Origin of the sequence: Pseudomonas sp. MBLB4123, from assembly GCF_051904775.1 — a bacterium.
In the GTDB taxonomy this organism is placed as follows: domain Bacteria; phylum Pseudomonadota; class Gammaproteobacteria; order Pseudomonadales; family Pseudomonadaceae; genus Aquipseudomonas; species Aquipseudomonas benzenivorans_B.
This window is the reverse complement of sequence record NZ_CP196711.1, coordinates 4,316,436-4,334,395: the sequence shown is the minus strand read 5'-3', so window position 1 is coordinate 4,334,395 and position 17,960 is coordinate 4,316,436. Positions and strand designations below refer to the sequence as shown.

The 17,960-nt window shown below is 67.0% G+C and carries 19 protein-coding genes; 11 read left to right on the top strand and 8 right to left on the bottom strand.

Annotation, left to right across the window (positions count from 1 at the left end; translation table 11 throughout):
* Position 1: 1 nt before the first annotated feature.
* The 3 genes from mlaD to ACSX1C_RS20095 are packed head-to-tail and all read right to left on the bottom strand — an operon-like array spanning position 2 to position 2,078.
* Positions 2-472: an outer membrane lipid asymmetry maintenance protein MlaD gene (gene mlaD / locus ACSX1C_RS20105; RefSeq protein ID WP_439887574.1), complete on the bottom strand. Its 471-nt coding sequence runs from the start codon at positions 470-472 to the stop codon at positions 2-4.
* Positions 472-1,269: a lipid asymmetry maintenance ABC transporter permease subunit MlaE gene (gene mlaE, locus ACSX1C_RS20100; protein ID WP_439887573.1), complete on the bottom strand. Its 798-nt coding sequence runs from the start codon at positions 1,267-1,269 to the stop codon at positions 472-474. Before mlaE ends, mlaD begins: the two co-directional genes overlap by 1 nt.
* Complete coding sequence (locus ACSX1C_RS20095; RefSeq protein WP_318643319.1) at positions 1,269-2,078, bottom strand: ATP-binding cassette domain-containing protein; 810 nt, start codon at positions 2,076-2,078, stop codon at positions 1,269-1,271. The genes mlaE and ACSX1C_RS20095 overlap by 1 nt, the downstream gene beginning before the upstream one ends.
* A 235-nt stretch (positions 2,079-2,313) precedes the next feature.
* On the opposite strand from ACSX1C_RS20095, the gene ACSX1C_RS20090 reads away from it, so the two are divergent.
* The 10 genes from ACSX1C_RS20090 to ACSX1C_RS20045 all read left to right on the top strand — a co-directional run bounded on the left by ACSX1C_RS20090 (position 2,314) and on the right by ACSX1C_RS20045 (position 9,421).
* Entirely contained in the window at positions 2,314-3,288 is a 975-nt protein-coding gene (locus tag ACSX1C_RS20090) for a KpsF/GutQ family sugar-phosphate isomerase (protein ID WP_439887572.1), read from the top strand.
* Positions 3,288-3,812 carry a KdsC family phosphatase gene (locus ACSX1C_RS20085; RefSeq protein WP_318643323.1) on the top strand — a complete coding sequence of 175 codons (525 nt, stop codon included), beginning with the start codon at positions 3,288-3,290 and terminating at the stop codon, positions 3,810-3,812. Before ACSX1C_RS20090 ends, ACSX1C_RS20085 begins: the two co-directional genes overlap by 1 nt.
* Before the next feature lie 8 nt (positions 3,813-3,820).
* Complete coding sequence (lptC, locus tag ACSX1C_RS20080; protein ID WP_439887571.1) at positions 3,821-4,390, top strand: LPS export ABC transporter periplasmic protein LptC; 570 nt, start codon at positions 3,821-3,823, stop codon at positions 4,388-4,390.
* Positions 4,377-4,919 (top strand): lipopolysaccharide transport periplasmic protein LptA, encoded by a 543-nt coding sequence (gene lptA / locus ACSX1C_RS20075; RefSeq protein ID WP_318643328.1) that lies wholly within the window; start codon positions 4,377-4,379, stop codon positions 4,917-4,919. Before lptC ends, lptA begins: the two co-directional genes overlap by 14 nt.
* 2 nt (positions 4,920-4,921) lie before the next feature.
* The gene (gene lptB / locus ACSX1C_RS20070; protein ID WP_318643330.1) at positions 4,922-5,647 is read left to right on the top strand and encodes an LPS export ABC transporter ATP-binding protein; all 726 of its coding nucleotides are present in this window, start codon (positions 4,922-4,924) and stop codon (positions 5,645-5,647) included.
* Between the two features lie 134 nt (positions 5,648-5,781).
* Positions 5,782-7,290, top strand: coding sequence for an RNA polymerase factor sigma-54 (locus ACSX1C_RS20065; protein WP_439887570.1), 1,509 nt, complete (start codon positions 5,782-5,784; stop codon positions 7,288-7,290).
* Positions 7,291-7,480: 190 nt separating this feature from the next.
* Entirely contained in the window at positions 7,481-7,789 is a 309-nt protein-coding gene (gene hpf, locus ACSX1C_RS20060) for a ribosome hibernation-promoting factor, HPF/YfiA family (RefSeq protein ID WP_255837325.1), read from the top strand.
* Between the two features lie 15 nt (positions 7,790-7,804).
* Positions 7,805-8,269: a PTS IIA-like nitrogen regulatory protein PtsN gene (gene ptsN, locus ACSX1C_RS20055; protein WP_318643337.1), complete on the top strand. Its 465-nt coding sequence runs from the start codon at positions 7,805-7,807 to the stop codon at positions 8,267-8,269.
* Between the two features lie 9 nt (positions 8,270-8,278).
* Complete coding sequence (gene rapZ / locus ACSX1C_RS20050; protein WP_439887569.1) at positions 8,279-9,136, top strand: RNase adapter RapZ; 858 nt, start codon at positions 8,279-8,281, stop codon at positions 9,134-9,136.
* A 12-nt stretch (positions 9,137-9,148) separates the two neighbouring features.
* Complete coding sequence (locus ACSX1C_RS20045; protein ID WP_318643341.1) at positions 9,149-9,421, top strand: HPr family phosphocarrier protein; 273 nt, start codon at positions 9,149-9,151, stop codon at positions 9,419-9,421.
* Between the two features lie 69 nt (positions 9,422-9,490).
* Here ACSX1C_RS20045 and pmbA read toward each other — a convergent pair whose 3' ends face one another.
* The gene (gene pmbA, locus ACSX1C_RS20040; RefSeq protein ID WP_439887568.1) at positions 9,491-10,837 is read right to left on the bottom strand and encodes a metalloprotease PmbA; all 1,347 of its coding nucleotides are present in this window, start codon (positions 10,835-10,837) and stop codon (positions 9,491-9,493) included.
* Between the two features lie 105 nt (positions 10,838-10,942).
* Here pmbA and yjgA point away from each other — a divergent pair, with 105 nt between their 5' ends.
* Positions 10,943-11,461, top strand: coding sequence for a ribosome biogenesis factor YjgA (gene yjgA, locus ACSX1C_RS20035; protein ID WP_318643345.1), 519 nt, complete (start codon positions 10,943-10,945; stop codon positions 11,459-11,461).
* A 66-nt stretch (positions 11,462-11,527) separates the two neighbouring features.
* On the opposite strand, the gene ACSX1C_RS20030 is transcribed toward yjgA, so the two are convergent.
* The 4 genes from ACSX1C_RS20030 to ACSX1C_RS20015 all read right to left on the bottom strand — a co-directional run bounded on the left by ACSX1C_RS20030 (position 11,528) and on the right by ACSX1C_RS20015 (position 17,932).
* Positions 11,528-11,716 carry a hypothetical protein gene (locus ACSX1C_RS20030; RefSeq protein ID WP_439887567.1) on the bottom strand — a complete coding sequence of 63 codons (189 nt, stop codon included), beginning with the start codon at positions 11,714-11,716 and terminating at the stop codon, positions 11,528-11,530.
* Complete coding sequence (tldD, locus tag ACSX1C_RS20025; RefSeq protein ID WP_318643348.1) at positions 11,716-13,158, bottom strand: metalloprotease TldD; 1,443 nt, start codon at positions 13,156-13,158, stop codon at positions 11,716-11,718. The genes ACSX1C_RS20030 and tldD overlap by 1 nt, the downstream gene beginning before the upstream one ends.
* A 16-nt stretch (positions 13,159-13,174) precedes the next feature.
* Entirely contained in the window at positions 13,175-14,029 is an 855-nt protein-coding gene (locus ACSX1C_RS20020; protein WP_439887566.1) for a carbon-nitrogen hydrolase family protein, read from the bottom strand.
* 75 nt (positions 14,030-14,104) lie between these two features.
* Positions 14,105-17,932, bottom strand: a complete 3,828-nt coding sequence (locus tag ACSX1C_RS20015; protein WP_439887565.1) for a YhdP family protein — start codon at positions 17,930-17,932, stop codon at positions 14,105-14,107.
* Positions 17,933-17,960: the final 28 nt, after the last annotated feature.

Below are 17,960 nucleotides of genomic sequence, written 5' to 3'. Positions count from 1 at the left end.
GTTAGTTGGACTGGTCTTTATTGACCGAATTGAGCAGGAACTTGCCGATCAGGTCCTCCAGCACCAGGGACGACTGGGTGTCGTAGATGGTGCTGCCATCGACCAGCAACTCCTCGTCGCCACCGACGCTGATGCCGACGTACTTCTCGCCGAGCAACCCGGCGGTCAGGATCGACGCGGTCGAGTCCGCCGGCAGGTTGTCCACCTCGTTGTCCAGCGCCATGGTAACCCGGCCGGTGTAGCTGTCGCGGTCCAGGTCGATGGCCGTGACCTTGCCGATGGTCACCCCGGCCATGGTCACCTTGGCCCGCACGGTCAGACCGGCGATATTGTTGAAGTGCGCATAGACCTTGTAGCTGTGGTCGCCGCTACCCAGGGTCAGGCCACTGACCCGCAGGGCCAGCAACAGCAGCGCCAGCAGGCCGGCGAGCAGGAACAGGCCGACACCTATCTCCAGTGTGCGGTTTTGCATCAGAAGTCTCCAAACATCAAAGCGGTCAGAATAAAGTCCAGGCCCAGCACCGCCAGGGAGGCGTAGACCACGGTACGGGTCGTGGCACGACTGATGCCTTCGGACGTCGGCTCGCAGTCATAGCCCTGGAACACGGCGATCCAGGTGACGACGAAGGCGAAGACCAGGCTCTTGATCACCCCATTGAGCACGTCCTCGCGAAAGGCCACGCTGTTCTGCATGTTGGACCAGAAGGAGCCCTCGTAGACGCCGAGCCAGTCGACGGCGACCATCGCGCCGCCCCAGATGCCGACCACGCTGAAGATCATCGCCAGCAACGGCATCGAGATGAAACCGGCCCACAGCCTCGGCGCGATGATGTACTTGAGCGGGTCGACGCCGATCATGGCCAGGCTGGACAGCTGCTCGGTGGACTTCATGTTGCCGATTTCCGCGGTCAGCGCCGAGCCGGCCCGCCCCGCGAACAGCAAGGCGGTCACCACCGGCCCCAGCTCGCGCAGCAGGGTCAGGGCCACCATCTGCCCGACCGCCTGCTCCGAGCCGTAGCGGGCGAGGATATTGAACCCCTGCAACGACAGCACCATGCCGATGAAGATGCCGGAGACCACGATGATCGCCAGGGACATCACCCCCACCGAGTACAACTGTTTGATCAGCAGCTGCAGCGGGTTGCCCGCGGTACCGCGCCCGAATATCGCATGCAGGAGAAACAGACTCGAACGGCCGAGACTGGCCAGCACGTCGAGCCCGGCTCGACCGAACAGGCGAACGCGCTCGAGTGGAGATGTCTTGCGCATCAGCGCCCCCCCAGTAGATCGTCGCGGTAGCTCACCGCCGGATAGTGGAAGGGCACCGGACCATCCGGCGTGCCCTGCATGAACTGACGCACCCGCGGATTATCCGACTCCATCAGCTCGGCCGGAGTGCCCTGGCCCAGCACCTGGGTATCGCCGACCACATAGAGGTAGTCGGCGATGCTCGCGGTTTCCGCCAGGTCGTGGGACACCAGGATGCTGGTGATGCCCAGGGCATCGTTGAGCAGGCGGATCAGCCGCACCAGCACGCCCATGGCGATCGGGTCCTGGCCGACGAAGGGTTCGTCGTACATGAGGATCTGCGGGTCCAGAGCGATCGCCCGGGCCAGCGCCACGCGCCGCTTCATGCCGCCGGACAGCTCATCCGGCATCAGCTCGAAGGCGCCGCGCAGACCGACGGCCTGCAGCTTCATCAGGACGATGTCGCGGATCATCTCCTCGGGCAGCTTGGTGTGCACGCGCAGCGGAAAGGCGACGTTCTCGAACACATCGAGATCGGTGAACAGCGCGCCGCTCTGGAACAGCACGCCCATCTGCTTGCGCATGTCGAACAGCTCGCTGCGCGAGAGCGTGGGCAGGTTCACCCCGTTGACCCAGACCTCGCCCTGGCTCGGCCTGAGCTCGGCGGCGATCAGGCGCAGCAACGTGGTCTTGCCGCAGCCGGAGGGCCCCATGATGGCCGTGACCTTGCCGCGCGGAATGCGGATATCCACATTCTTGAAAATATCCCGGTCGCCCCGCCGAAAGCTCACGCCTTTCAGCTCGACCGCGTAGTGATTGTCGGCGCTCATCTGGACTCCTTGCGAACAGCCTCCCTGGTAGACGCCCTGCCCCGCTCCGGGGACACCACGCCAGCCGGACGGGCCGAAACAGCCGCACACTATATCACCGGGCAATTGCCGCGCCCAAGCCACAGGCGGCTCGATGCTGCGGCACTGAGACGGCGACCACAGGATTCGAGGGTGAGCCCGCCACACTTTCCCGCTATAATCGCCGCCTTTTTCCTCGGCACGCCTCGACAACGCTATGAATCAACCCAATGAGCTGATCAAGTCCGCCCAGCGGACCATCCGCCTCGAGCTCGAGGCGGTCGAAGAGCTGCTGCAACGGATCGACGGCGATTTCGTTCGCGCCTGCGAGCTCATCCTGGCCAGCAAGGGCCGGGTGGTGGTGGTCGGCATGGGCAAGTCCGGGCATATCGGCAGCAAGATCGCCGCGACCCTGGCCAGCACCGGCACCACCGCCTTCTTCGTGCACCCGGCCGAAGCCAGTCACGGCGACATGGGCATGATCACCCGCGACGACGTGGTGCTGGCCCTGTCGAACTCGGGCTCGACCGCGGAGATCGTCACCCTGCTGCCGCTGATCAAGCGCCTGGGCATCCGCCTGATCAGCATGACCGGCAACCCCGACTCGCCGCTGGCCAAGGCCGCCGAGGTCAACCTGGACGCCCGCGTGCCGAAGGAAGCCTGCCCGCTGAACCTGGCACCGACCTCCTCCACCACCGCCTCCCTGGTGCTCGGCGACGCCCTGGCCATCGCCCTGCTGGAGGCCCGCGGCTTCACCGCCGAGGACTTCGCCTTCTCCCATCCGGGCGGCGCCCTCGGCCGGCGCCTGCTGCTCAAGGTGGAGAACGTGATGCACGCCGGCGCCAGCCTGCCCCAGGTGCAACGCGGCACCTCGCTACGCGAGGCCCTGCTGGAGATGACCCAGAAAGGCCTGGGCATGACCGTGGTGCTGGAGGCGGACGGCCGCCTCGCCGGCATCTTCACCGACGGCGACCTGCGCCGCACCCTGGATCGCGGCCTCGACGTGCGCGAGGCGCGAATCGATGAAGTGATGACCGCCCACGGCAAGACCGCCCGCCCGGACATGCTCGCCGCCGAGGCCCTGAAGATCATGGAAGACCACAAGATCAACGCCCTGGTGGTGGTCGACGCCGACGACCGCCCCATTGGCGCCCTGAACATGCACGACCTGCTGCGTGCCGGAGTGATGTGATGAATCCCGAACTGCAGCAACGCGCCCAGGCGGTGAAACTGGCGATCTTCGACGTGGACGGCGTGCTCACCGACGGCAAGCTGTACTTCCTGGTCGACGGCAGCGAGTTCAAGACCTTCAACACCCTGGACGGCCATGGCATCAAGATGCTCATTGCCTCGGGCGTACGCACCGCCATCATCAGCGGCCGCAAGACCCCGGTAGTCGAGCGTCGCGCCCAGAACCTCGGCATCCAGCACCTGTACCAGGGCCGCGAGGACAAATTGGTGGTGCTCGACGAGCTTCTCGGCGAACTCGGCCTAAGCTATGAACAGGTCGCCTACCTCGGCGACGACCTGCCCGACCTGCCGGTGATCCGCCGGGTCGGCCTGGGCATGGCAGTGGCCAGCGCCGACGGCTTCGTCCGCCAACACGCCCACGGCGTGACCCAGGCCCGCGGCGGAGAAGGCGCCGCCCGCGAATTCTGCGAGCTGATCATGCGCGCCCAGGGCAGCCTCGACGCCGCCCAAGCCGCCTATCTATAGAGCCCACTATGCTGCGCAAACTGCTGAACCTCACCCTGTTCGCCGTCGCCGCCGCCCTGCTGGCCGCCGTCGGCTACTGGAACATCAGCCCCGAGAGCTTCTCCGACAGACCGGCACGGGCCGGCACGGACAACGCCATCGATTTCTACGTGATCGGCGCCAACACCCTGCAGTACCAGGCCGACGGCAAGCTGCACTACGAGATGACCACCAGCAAGCTGGAACACATCAAGGCGACCGATATCACCCTGCTGAGCGAGCCTAACCTGCACCTCTATCGTGGTACTCAATACCCCTGGAAGGTCCGCAGCGTGCGCGGCGAGGTCGCCCCCGAGGGCAAGGAAGTCGAGTTGATCGACCAGGTGCGCGTCGAGCGCACCGACGCCAAGGGCCGTCCGACCATCCTCACCACCAGCCGCCTGACCGTATTCCCGGAGAAGGAATATGCGCAGACCCAGCAAGCCGTTAGAATCGACGCGGCCAATGGGGTGACCACGGCGCAAGGAATGAAAGCGTACTTGAACGACGGCAGGATGCTCCTGCAGTCCAACGTAAGAGGCCAGCATGAGGTTCGTTAAAACCCTCCCCCTTCTGCTCAGTTTGAGCGCCGCGCTCGGAAGCGCCTGCGCCTGGGCACTGCCATCCGATCGCGAACAGCCGATCCGCGTGCAAGCCGACAGCGCCGAGCTGGACGACAAACAAGGCGTAGCGGTCTACCGCGGCGACGTCATCATCACCCAGGGCACCCTGAAGATCACCGGCGACACCGTGACCATCACCCAGAACGCCCAGGGCGAGATCGAGATCTTCACCTCGGTGGGCAAGCCCGCCTATTACGAGCAGAAGCCGGCCGCCGACAAGCAGATCGTCCAGGCCTACGGCCTGACCATCCAGTACTTCGCCGCCAGCGAACGCATCGTGCTGATCGACCAGGCCAAGGTGATCCAGGAAGGCAACACCTTCGAAGGCGAGAAGATCGTCTACGACACCCGACGCCAGATCGTCAACGCCGGCCGCGCCACCGGCGCCCAGGTGTCCACGCCGCGACCGCGTATCGACATGGTGATTCAGCCGAAGAACAAACCAGCCGACCAGCAGGCGCAGTGATAATGGCCACATTGAAAGCCCAGCACCTGGCCAAGAGCTACAAGGGTCGCCAGGTCGTCCGCGACGTCAGCCTGAGCATCGACAGCGGACAGATCGTCGGCCTGCTCGGCCCCAACGGCGCCGGCAAGACCACCTGCTTCTACATGATCGTCGGCCTGGTCCGGGCCGACCAGGGCCGGGTACTGATCGACGAGCTCGACGTCAGCCACCAGCCCATGCATGGCCGCGCCCGCGCCGGCATCGGCTACCTGCCGCAGGAGGCCTCGATCTTCCGCAAGCTCAGCGTGGCCGACAACATCATGGCCATCCTCGAGACGCGCAAGGAGCTCGATCGCGCCGCGCGGCGCCAGGAGCTGGAAAGCCTGCTGCAGGAATTCCACATCAGCCATATCCGCGACAACCTCGGCATGAGCCTGTCCGGCGGCGAACGCCGCCGCGTGGAGATCGCCCGCGCCCTGGCCACCGCCCCCAAGTTCATCCTGCTCGACGAGCCCTTCGCCGGGGTCGACCCGATCTCGGTCGGCGATATCAAGCAGATCATCCACCACCTCAAGTCCAAGGGCATCGGCGTACTGATCACCGACCACAACGTCCGCGAGACCCTGGACATCTGCGAAACGGCCTACATTGTCAACGACGGTCAGCTGATCGCCGAAGGCAACGCCGACGCCATCCTGGCCAACCAGATGGTCAAAGAAGTCTACCTGGGCCACGAGTTCCGCCTGTAACAGCGGCTTTTCTCGACCGAACAGCAGCTAGCGCTAGGCAAACCACTCGAGACCGGGCATATAATTTGCTTTCCTTGTGGCGCCTCGGCGCCCTGTAGTGGATCGCGCACAGACGCCGGTATAGAAGGTCTGCAATGAAACCATCGCTAGTCCTGAAAATGGGCCAGCAGCTGACGATGACCCCGCAGCTGCAACAGGCCATTCGCCTACTTCAACTGTCTACCCTGGATCTGCAGCAGGAGATCCAAGAGGCCCTGGAGTCCAATCCGATGCTCGAGCGCCAGGAAGACGGCGACGACTTCGACAACTCCGACCCCATGGCCGACGGCGCCGACACCCCATCCTCCGCCGACAAGCAAGAAGAGTCCTATCAGGAAGCCGGCTACCAGGACAGCACGCAGAGCGTGGACAACCTGGAGGACGGCGAGTGGAACGAGCGCATCCCCAACGAACTGCCGGTCGACACCGCCTGGGAGGACGTCTACCAGACCAGCGCCAGCAGCCTGCCGAGCAACGATGACGACGAGTGGGACTTCACCACCCGCACCTCCAGCGGCGAGAGCCTGCAGAGCCACCTGCTCTGGCAACTCAACCTGGCGCCGATGTCCGACAAGGACCGCCTGATCGCCACCACCCTGATCGACTGCATCAACGAGCAGGGCTACCTGGAAGAGAGCCTCGAGGAAGTGGTCGAGGCCTTCGACCCGGAGCTGGACATCGAGCTGGACGAAGTCGAGGCCGTGCTGCACCGCATCCAGCAATTCGAGCCGGCCGGCGTCGCCGCCCGCGACCTGCGCGAATGCCTGCTGCTGCAACTGCGCCAACTCCCCGCCAAGACCCCCTGGCTGAGCGAGGCCCAGCGCCTGGCAAGCGACTACCTCGACCTGCTCGGCAGCCGCGACTACAGCCAGCTGATGCGCCGCACCAAGCTCAAGGAAGACGAGCTGCGCCAGGTCATCGAACTGATCCAGAGCCTCAACCCGCGGCCCGGCTCGCAGATCCAGTCCGGCGAGCCGGAGTACGTGGTGCCCGACGTCATCGTCCGCAAGCACAACGAGCGCTGGCTGGTGGAGCTGAATCAGGAAGCCATGCCCCGCCTGCGGGTCAACCCGCAGTACGCCGGCTTCGTCAAACGCGCCGACTCCAGCGCCGACAACACCTTCATGCGCAACCAGTTGCAGGAGGCCCGCTGGTTCATCAAGAGCCTGCAGAGCCGCAACGAGACCCTGATGAAGGTCGCCACCCAGATCGTCGAACACCAGCGCGGCTTCCTCGACTACGGCGACGAGGCGATGAAGCCGCTGGTGCTGCACGACATCGCCGAAGCCGTGGGCATGCACGAGTCGACCATCTCGCGGGTCACCACGCAGAAATTCATGCACACCCCGCGCGGCATCTACGAACTGAAATACTTCTTCTCCAGCCACGTCAGCACCGCCGAAGGGGGCGAATGCTCATCCACCGCCATCCGCGCGATCATCAAGAAACTGGTGGCCGCGGAAAATGCAAAAAAGCCGTTGAGCGACAGCAAGATCGCTGGTTTACTGGAGGCACAGGGCATTCAAGTGGCCCGCCGCACGGTCGCCAAATACCGTGAGTCCCTCGGTATAGCGCCCTCCAGTGAGCGCAAGCGGTTGGTGTAAGGCGACACTCAAAGGAAGACCGATCAACAGACAGAACCCGACCCCAGCCAAGCCTCCCCCTAAACGGCCTTCGCAATCGGCCCGGGGAGACCCATGCCGGACTCGCTGTCGATGCGTCTTCCACGCCAAGGTGTTCCCGCGGCAGGCTTTACAGCCTGCCTCATAAACACGGCAACAAGGAGAAAGCGGTATGCAAGTCAACATCAGTGGACATCAGCTGGATGTGACCGACGCCCTGCGCGACTACATCGACGAGAAACTCAATCGACTGGAGCGCCATTTCGACAAGATCACCAACGTGCAGGTCACCATGGAGGTCGAGAAGCTCAAGCAGAAGATCGAAGCGACCCTGCACATCGCCGGCGGCGAAGTGGTCGCCAACGCCGAGCATGACGACATGTACGCCGCCATCGACCTGCTCACCGACAAACTCGACCGACAACTCATCAAGCACAAGGAAAAGCAGCTCGAACGCCAGCAGGGCGCCATGGCCCGCTGACCTCGCTCACCTCCCATGATCCGACTCGAAAACATCCTGACCCCCGGCCGTTCCCTGGTGAACGTGCCGGGCGGCAGTAAGAAGCGCGTACTCGAACAGATTGCCAACCTGGTGGCACGCGAGCTGCCCGAGCTGGACGGCCAGGACATCTTCGAAAGCCTGATCGCCCGCGAAAAGCTCGGCTCCACCGGCTTCGGCAACGGCATCGCCATCCCGCACTGCCGCCTGCCCGGCTGCAGTGCGCCGATCAGCGCCCTGCTGCGCCTGGATGCGCCGGTCGACTTCGACGCCATCGACGGCGCCCCGGTCGACCTGCTGTTCGTCCTGCTGGTACCCGAGGCGGCCACCGACGAGCACCTGGAACTGCTGCGCCAGATCGCCAGCATGCTCGACCGCAGCGACGTGCGCGAACGCCTGCGTCAAGCACAAGGCAGCGACTCCCTGTATCAGGTCGTGGTGGACATACAAAGCAGCCGTTAGGACTCCCTCATGCGCCTGATCATCGTCAGCGGTCGCTCCGGCTCCGGCAAAAGCACCGCCCTCGATGTCCTCGAGGACAACGGCTTCTATTGCATCGACAACCTCCCCGCCGGCCTGCTCCCGGAACTGGCCGAGCGCGCCCTGCTGCACACCGAGCTGCTGCACCCGCAGGTGGCGGTCTCCATCGACGCGCGCAACCTGCCCAGCCAGCTCAAGCGCTTCCCCGAACTGCTCGCCGAAGTCCGCAGCCGCCATATCCAGTGCGACGTGCTCTACCTGGATGCCGACGAGGAGACCCTGCTCAAGCGCTTCTCCGAGACGCGCCGGCGCCACCCGCTGACCAACGCGCAGCGCTCGCTGGCCGAGGCCATCGCCGACGAGAGCCAGCTGCTCGGGCCGATCATCGACCTGGCCGACCTGAAGGTCGACACCACCCACCTCAACCTCTACCAGTTGCGCGACAGCCTCAAGCTGCGCCTGCTCAACCAACCGGAACCGGGCACCGCCTTTTTGGTCGAGTCCTTCGGTTTCAAGCGCGGCATGCCGGTGGATGCCGACCTGGTGTTCGACGTGCGCTGTCTGCCCAATCCCTACTGGAAGCCCGACCTGCGCGACTATTCCGGGCTCGACCAGCCGGTGGCCGAGTACCTGGCGGCCCAGGCCGATGTCGAGGAGATGTTCCAGGACATCCTCGCCTACCTGAACAAATGGCTGCCGCGCTTCGCCGCCAGCAACCGCGCCTATGTCACGGTGGCCATCGGCTGCACCGGCGGGCACCACCGCTCGGTGTACCTGGCCAATCGCCTGGGTGAGACCCTCAAGCCCACCTTGAAGAACGTTCAGGTTCGCCACCGCGACCTCAGCTAAGGAAACACCGCGATGCCCTCCCGCGAAATCACCATCATCAACAAGCTGGGCCTGCACGCGCGTGCCGCGGCCAAGTTTGTCGGCGTGGCCGGCCGCTATCCCTGCAAGGTCAAGGTCGGCCGCGCCCCGGAGAGCCTGGTGGACGGCAAGAGCATCATGGCGGTGATGATGCTGGCCGCCGGCAAGGGCACGCCGATCCACCTGCACACCGAAGGCGAGCAGGATCACGATGCCCTGGAGGCACTGGTCGAGCTGATCAACAACTACTTCGACGAAGGCGAATAGCCAGGCGCCCAATAAAAAGAGGGGCTGCCCGTGGCCCCGGCAGCCCTTCTTGCGTTGCGCGGTCGGCCGTCAGCTGCCGGCCACCGTCATGCGCTCGATCAGCACCGAGCCGGTGCGGATATTGCTGCGCAGCTCCAGATCGCTGCCCACCGCGACTATCTGCCTGAACATGTCGCGCAGGTTGCCGGCGATGGTCACTTCCTGCACCGGGAACTGGATCTCGCCGTTCTCCACCCAGTAGCCGCCGGCGCCACGCGAGTAGTCGCCGGTGACCAGGTTCAGGCCGTGCCCCATCAGCTCGGTGACCAACAGGCCGCGGCCCATGCGCTTGAGGAGCGCCTGCTGGTCCTCGTCGCCGTGGCTGACGAACAGGTTGTGCACGCCACCGGCGTTGGCCGTGCTGGGCATGCCCAGCTTGCGTCCGGAATAGGTGCCCAGCACATAGGACAGCAACTCGCCGCCCTCGACGAAGGACTTCGCGTAGGTCGCCAGGCCGTCGCCGTCGAACGCCGCGCTGCCCAGGGCACGCGGGATGTGCGGACGCTCGTCGAGCTTGAGCCACGCGGGGAACAGCTGCTGACCCAAGGCGCCTTCGAGGAAGGACGACTGGCGATAGAGGTTGCCGCCGGAAATCGCCGCGAGGAAATGGCCGAACAGCCCGGTGGCCGACTCGGCGGAGAACAGCACCGGCACCTCGCAGGTCGGCACCGGCCGCGCCCCCAGGCGACTGACTGTGCGCTGCGCGGCGCGGCGGCCGATATCGGCGGCATCGGCCAGCAACTCGCCCTGGCGGTTGACGTCGTACCAGTAGTCGCGCTGCATCTGCCCGCCCTCCTCGGCGATCATCACGCAGCTGAGGCTGTGACGGGTGCTGGCGTAGCCGCCGACGAAACCATGGCTGTTGCCGTACACCCGGCAACCCTGGTGGGTATTGAGGGTGGTGCCATCGGCATTGCTGATCCGCGGATCCTCGGCGAAGGCCGCCGCCTCGCAGCGCAGCGCCTGCTCGATGGCCTGCTCCGGGCTGATCGCCCAGGCGTGATAGAGGTCCAGTTGCGGCAGCTCGCGGGCCATCAGCGCGGCATCGGCCAACCCGGCGCACTCGTCTTCGGAGGCATGCCTGGCGATGGCCAGGGCCGCCGCCACGGTCTCGCGAATGGCCGCCTCGCCGCTGGCCGAGGTACTGGCCGAGCCCTTGCGCTGGCCGACATAGAGGGTAATGCCGAAGCCCTGGTCACGGTTGAACTCGACCGTCTCCACCTCGCCGCGGCGCACGCTGGTGGACAGCCCCTGCTCCACCGATACGGCCACCTCGCAGGCGCTGGCGCCCTGCCGTTTGGCCTCGGCGATGATCTGCTCGACCTGGGCCTGCAACTGCGGCACGGCGGCGGGGCCGACCCCTTCTACTGCACTCATAAACACTCCTAAGCGATGGGCGACAAGCTAGGTCCCGCATGGACCGGACGCTTGCGGCCGGAAACTTGCTGCTATCATGACGGCGTTTTCCACTGGACCACCCCCATGCCCGAATACCTTGACGACTTCTCCGGTGAGAAGAGCAAATCCCAGGTCAAACGCGAGCTGCATGCCCTGCAAGACCTGGGGCAGCGCCTAACCACCTTAAAGCCCGACCTGCTGAACAAGCTACCCCTGACCGATGCCCTGCGCCGCGCCCTGGCCGAGGCGCCGAAACACACGGCCAATGTGGCGAAGAAGCGCCATATCCAGTTCATCGGCAAGCTGATGCGCGAGCAGGACATCGACGCCATCACCCACCTGCTCGATCAGCTGGACGCCTCCACGCGCCAGTACAACGAACGCTTCCACAACCTGGAACGCTGGCGCGACCGCCTGCTGGGCGGCAGCGACGAGACCCTGGAAGCCTTCGTCGGCGACTACCCCCAGGCCGACCGCCAGCACCTGCGCCAGCTGATCCGTCAGGCCCAGCACGAAGCGGCGCAGAACAAGGCGCCGGCCGCCGCGCGCAAGATCTTCAAGTACATCCGCGAACTGGACGAAAGCCAGCGCGGGCTGCGCTGAACGTTTAGCAATCCGTAGGGTGGACATCTCGCGCAGCGAATGTCCACCCTACACGCCATGCCCGGGCTAGTCCCCGCTCAACCAGATCAACAAGGGTACCGCCCAGAGCAGGGTCGCCAGCAGCCCCACCAGCGATACCAGCCCGTCATTCCAGCCCCCTGGCCTGATCCGACCGACAGAGAGCAGGCGCAGGACCCAATAACCCTTGCCGTACAACAGCACCTCAACCAGCAGGTGGAACAGCGCTTCCAGCATCAGGCTCCCGTGCCACCCACGGTGATCGCATCGATCCTCAGGGTCGGCTGGCCGACGCCCACCGGCACCGACTGGCCGTCTTTGCCACAGGTGCCGACGCCGCTGTCCAGGGCCAGGTCGTTGCCGACCATCGACACCCGGCTCATGGCTTCCGGGCCGTTGCCGATCAGGGTGGCGCCCTTGACCGGCGCGGTGATCCTGCCGTCCTCGATCAGGTAGGCCTCGCTGGTGGAGAAGACGAACTTGCCGCTGGTGATGTCCACCTGGCCGCCGCCGAGGTTGGCGCAGTAGATGCCCTTCTTCACCGAGCGGATGATTTCTTCCGGGTCGCTCTCGCCGGCCAGCATGTAGGTATTGGTCATGCGCGGCATCGGCAGGTGCGCGTAGGACTCGCGACGGCCGTTGCCGGTACAGGCCACGCCCATCAGGCGAGCGTTCAGCTTGTCCTGCATGTAGCCCTTGAGCACGCCGTTCTCGATCAGCGTGGTGCATTCGGTGGGCGTGCCCTCGTCGTCCATGCTCAGGGAGCCGCGGCGCTCGGCCAGGGTACCGTCGTCGACTATGGTGCACAGGCTGGAGGCAACCTTCTCGCCCAGGCGGCCGCTGTAGGCGGAGCTGCCCTTGCGGTTGAAGTCGCCCTCCAGGCCATGGCCGACCGCCTCGTGCAGCAGCACTCCGGACCAGCCGGCCCCCATCACCACCGGCATGCTGCCGGCCGGCGCGGCGACCGCCTCGAGGTTGACCAGGGCCTGGCGCAACGCCTCGCGGGCGTAGCCCATGGCCCGGTCCTCGGCGAGGAAATAGCGGTAATCGGTGCGCCCGCCGCCGCCGTGGCCGCCGCGCTCGCGGCGGCCGTTCTGCTCGACGATGACGCTGACATTGAAGCGCACCAGCGGGCGCACATCGCTGCCCAGGCTGCCGTCGCTGGCCGCCACCAGCACCCGGTCCCAGACCCCGGCCAGGCTCACCGTGACCTGCTTGATGCGCGGATCGAGGGCGCGGGTGGCCTGGTCGATGCGCTGGAGCAGCTCGACCTTCTGCGCCCGGTCGATCACGTCCAGCGGGTTGTCCGGGGCATACAGGGCACTGACCAGTGGATTGCTGAAGGCCAGCACCCGGCCCTGCTGACCGGCCCGGGCGATCGAGCGGGCCGCGCCCGCGGCCTGGCCCAGGGCCTCGGGCGTGATCGCATTGCTGTAGGCGAAGCCGGTCTTCTCGCCGGACTGGGCGCGCACGCCGACACCCTGGTCGAGGTTGAAACTGCCCTCCTTGACGATGCCATCCTCCAGCACCCAGGTTTCGGAGACCTGGCTCTGGAAATACAGGTCGGCGGCGTCGATACCCGGGCCGGCCAGCTCGCCCAGCACCCTGGGCAGGTGGTCGAGGCTCAGGCCGCCTGGGGACAACAGGTGCTCGCTGACGGACATCAACATCTGGCTCATAACTGCATCATCTCGTTCATGACTGTTCCGAATCTGGCAACCGCGGGTCGGCCGCGGCGAAAAATCGTTTGTGCCGGGCCACCGGCATGCGCTGGCGGATCGCCGCCTGTTCGGCGGCATCGCGCGGCGCCAGCAACACGGCCTCGCCGCTGGCCTGCTCGGCGAGGATGCGCCCCCAGGGGTCGACGATGGCCGAATGGCCATGGGTCTCGCGGCCGCCCGGATGGCGGCCGCCCTGATCGGCGGCCAGCACATAGCACTGGGTCTCGATGGCCCGGGCACGGATCAGCACCTGCCAGTGGGCGGCGCCGGTAACCGCGGTGAAGGCCGAGGGCGCGCTGATCAGTTCGGCGCCCGCCTCGCGCAGGGCGCCATACAGCTCAGGGAAACGCAGGTCGTAACACACCGTCAAACCCAACCGCCCAACGGGCGTGTCGGCCACCACCACCCGCGCGCCATGGGCGTAGTCGTCGGACTCGCGATAGCGGCCGCGGCTGTCGCTCACATCCACGTCGAACAGGTGCAGCTTGTCGTAACGCGCCACCCGCTGGCCCTGCTCGTCGATCAGCAGCGAGCAGGCATGGGCCTTGGCCTCGGGCTGGCCGTCCGGCGGCAAGGGAATGGTGCCGGCGACTATCCATAGCCGCAGGTCGCGTGCCGTCTGTTGCAACCAGGGCAGGATCGGCCCCTCGCCGAGCGCCTCGCGGCGTCCCAGGGCGGCGAGGTCACGGCGCCCCATGGCGGCGAAGTTCTCCGGCAGCACCGCCAGGCGCGCCCCGGCCTGCGCCGCCTGCTCCAGGCGCTGCCGGGCACTGGCCAGGTTGGCGAGCACATCGTCCTGACTGACCAGCTGAATCACGGCGAGGGTCATGGCCTCTCCATCTCGGGGACTCTATCGGTACCCAGCTTACAAGCCTCGGCCTCGGCCTGCATGGCCGGCCCGGGCTTATTGCGGCTTTTCAAAGGGCTTGTCGAAGGTGATCCTGGGGTCCGCCAGATCGCCTTCGACGTCGTATTGCACGCTGGCGAAGCGCGCCACCCGGTCGCCGAGCAACTTGTCGACCACGAACAGCGCGCCGCCTATGGCCGGCGCACCGACGATCAGTGCGGCCAGCGGCAGGTTGTTGGTCACCGGCAGCGTCACCAGCAACTTGGCGTCGATCTGCTGGTTGACCATGTTCAGGGTGCCATTCAGCTCCAGGTTGCTGGACGGACCGGTCAGGGTGATCGGTTCACGGGTGACGAACACCCCGTCGGTGGCGGCCAGCAGGCCCTTGACCCGGTCATAGCTCAGGCCCTTGCCGAGCAGGTCGGAGAAATCCAGGCGCAGCCGGCGGCCGATGGAGTTGAAGTTGAGCAGGCCGAACACCCGCAGCGCCGACGCCGAGCCCTGCACCTCGGCGAACTGCCCCTTGCGCAGCACCGCATCCATGCTGCCGGAGAAACGTTTGAGACTGGCCCAGGCCGGCGAGCCCGGCCAGCGCCCGTCGACATCCAGGCGGAAGCGCTCGCTGCTGGCCGTCGGCGCATAGCCCCAGGCCAGCAACACCTTGGCCAGGTCCTTGCCCTGCAGGCGGCCCTTGTACCAACTGGCGCTGGCGCCCGGTGCGCCCTCCCAGCCGGCGCTGCCATCGAGCTGCAGGCCCTTGAGCTGCAGCCGCAGATCGTCGAAGCGCACGCCGTTCGGACTCGGCCGCGCCTTCAGCGACCAGGCCCCCAGCAGCTCCTCGCCCTGCAAGACCCGGTCGACCCGCACGTCCAGGGCCGGAATCTGCCGCGGGTCGAGGTTCTGCAGCGGGTCGGGCTGGTCGACGGCCACTGCGGTCTTCGGCTCGGCCGGCGGCAGGCGCAGGTAGTCCAGGCTGACCGCGATCGGGGAGGTGTCCGCGTCCGGCAGTCGCACCTGCCCCTTGAGCGTCTGGCTGTCCAGGCTCAGGGCCCAGCCGGCGCCGGCGCGCCCGAGGCGCACGGCGAGATCGTCCAGGCTGCCGCCGAAACCCGTGAAGCGGGCGATCTGCAGCTGCGCATCCTTGAACAGTTGCTGAGCGTCGTCCTGCGCCAGGCTTCGATAAGGCTGCAAGACGGCCTGCCAGGCGGCCCAGTCCAGTTCGGACAGCCGCCCGCGCAGGCGCAGCCCCTTGGCCGTCGGCAACAACGCCGGGCCATCGCCCAGGCGCAGTTCGCCGCGCCCCTCCCCCGGGTTGTCCGCAGGGGCGGCGAAGGACAGGCTGGCCAGCTCGGCATAGTCCAGCCAGTAGCGGCGCTCGGCGCCGCCCAGGGTCATGCGCCAGTCGGCATAGCGCTGCTCCTCGGCGGACTTGCCGAAGGGCGCCGGCAGGGCGATGGCCAGGCCCTGCAGGTTGGAGTCCACCCGCAACTGGCTGTCGAGTCCGTCCAGGCTCAGGCGCAGGCGATAAGGCAAAGTGCCGCTGAGCGGCAGCGGCGCGGTGACGCCCAGCCAGGCGCTCAGCTCTGCCAGCGGCACCTGGCCGCGGGCCTCGATGCGCGTGCTCGCCTGGCCGCCGCGGCCTTGCGCGACGGCCTTGCCGCGCAACGCGTGGCCGAGCGCCCGGGCACGGATATCCGGGGCGCTCAGGCCCGTGGCGGAGTCGTAGCGGAAGGCCCCGCGCAGGCGGCTGAGCTTCAGCTGCGGATTGGCCAGTTCGAGACGAGCGCCCTCGGTGGCGAAATCGACCACCACGGCCACCGGCAAGCCCTGCTGCAGGGGCAGGTCGAGCTTGAGCCGACCATCGAGCGGGCCTTCGCCCTGCCAGCCGGCGAAGGTGTCGGCCGTGCCCATGGGGGCCTCCTGGAGCAGCTGCAGGGCATCGCCCAGGCTGCTCTGCACCTCGGCATCCAGCTGCAGGTGCGGCACCCGCCCCACTCCGGCATGGGGAATCTCGGCCAGCGCCTGGCGTATCCGACTGTCGAGCAGGCGCCCCTCGGCCAGGCGCACGCGCACGCCACTGTCTTCGATCAGGACCTCGCCACGCCCCTCGCGCAGGGCCGGCCAGCCCGGCTGGAACGCCAGCTCGGCATCGTGCACGGCGAAGAACAGGCTGAGACTGCGCGCCGCATCCGCCGCGCCCTTGTTCAGCGACCCCTGGTACTGGAAGTAGCCCTCATCCACCACGCCGCCACGAATAGCCGTCTGCAGCCAGTGGGCCAGCTGCGGCTCGAACCCCGGCGAGCGGGTCGGCAGGTACTTCTCGGTGTAACGCGCATCGCCCTGGCGCAGGCCGACGCGCAGGTCCATGTAGTCTTCGCCCCGGGAGTCGCGCAGCAGGCGGATGAGGAAGTCGCCGGCGATCTCACCCTCCTCGCCGACCACCTGCAGGTAGGGGCTGCGCAGGGTGAAGGCCTGCTCGTCCAGGCTCCAGGTCAGGCGGGCATTGGCCTTGCTGTAGTGCCAGGGCTTGGGGAACAGGGTATCCAGATGCAGGACGAAGTCCTGCGCATCCAGGCGCAGCTCGCCCTGCCCCAGGTCGCCGCCGATGCTGCCGCTGATGTTCTGCGCCGCCGGCACGGCCTCATAGGCCGCGAAGCCGATGCGTTCGAGGTTGGCGGCGAACTGCAGACGCTTGTCACCGGCGATGCGCGGCCGATAGTCCAGTCGCACATTGCGCAGCGCCCCACGGGGCTGCAGCCGCTCGAGCAGCCCCAGGGCCTGGTCCGGCAGCGGCGCCAGGGCGCTCACCAGGGGCGCCAGGGGCGCCAGGTCGAGGTGATCGGCCGCCAACTGCCACTGCTCCTCGGCCTCGGCACTGTCGCGCACCTGGCTAAGGCCCAGGCGCACCTCGCCCCAGCGGCTCTCGCCCTGGCTCAACGCCAGATCGTCCAGCAGCAGCTCGAAGCCCTGAGCGGTACGAGAGAAGTAGGCATTCAGCGCCAGGTCCTGCAGGCTCACCGCCTGGCGCTCGGCATAACCCGCACGTAGCCGTGGCGCGTGCAGGCGCGCCACGGCACGCCGCACCGCGCCGTCGGCCCAGGACAGCCAGAGCTCGCCGCCGGCCTGCAACTGCTCGAGCCGCCACTGCCGCAGCACACTGGGCGGCAGCCAGCGCGCCCAGTCGCTCTGCGGCAGGCTCAGATACAGCTGCAGTTCGGCCTCACGCCAGCGCTCGACCTGCAGCCGCGAGCGCAGCTGTAGGGCCAGCGGCTGGCCGTCGGGCAGCAGCAGGCGGCCGTCCAGACGCTGGCGGCTGGCGCCGTTGCGCAGGCTCAGGTTGACATAGGTCAGGGTCTGTACGGGACGCTCCCAGGCCTCCACCGTCACCTGGCTGTTGAGCAACGACAGGCGCTCGACCCGCTGCAACCGCCCGAGCAACTGCGCGACATCGACGCCGCCACCGGCGCCGCCGGGCACCAATCCCTTGAGCGTCCAGGCACCGTGCGCGTCCTCGCGCACGCCGAGCTGCAGCCCCTCCAGCTCCAGTGCCGCCACCCGCAACTCGCGCGCCAGCAGGCTGGCCAGCAGGTCCGGGCGCACCCGCAGCTGATCCAGGTGCAGCGCCCCGGGGCCCTCGCCCAGGCGCACGTCGCGACCGATCAGCAGCGGCGCGAAGCCCTGCCAGCGCCCTTCCAGGCTGCCGATCTGCAGCGGCAGGCCGAGCAGCGCGCGCCCCCGATCCTCGGCCTCCAGGCGATACTCGGCGACCCAGGGCACCAGCTCGCGGCCGAGGCTGACGAACAGCGCCGCCAGCACCAGCAGCAAGGCACAACAGGCCAACGCCCAGCGCAGGACGGCGGCGAGCCAGCGGGTCAACCGATCCATTCAGCTCAATCCTTGAACAGCGAGCACC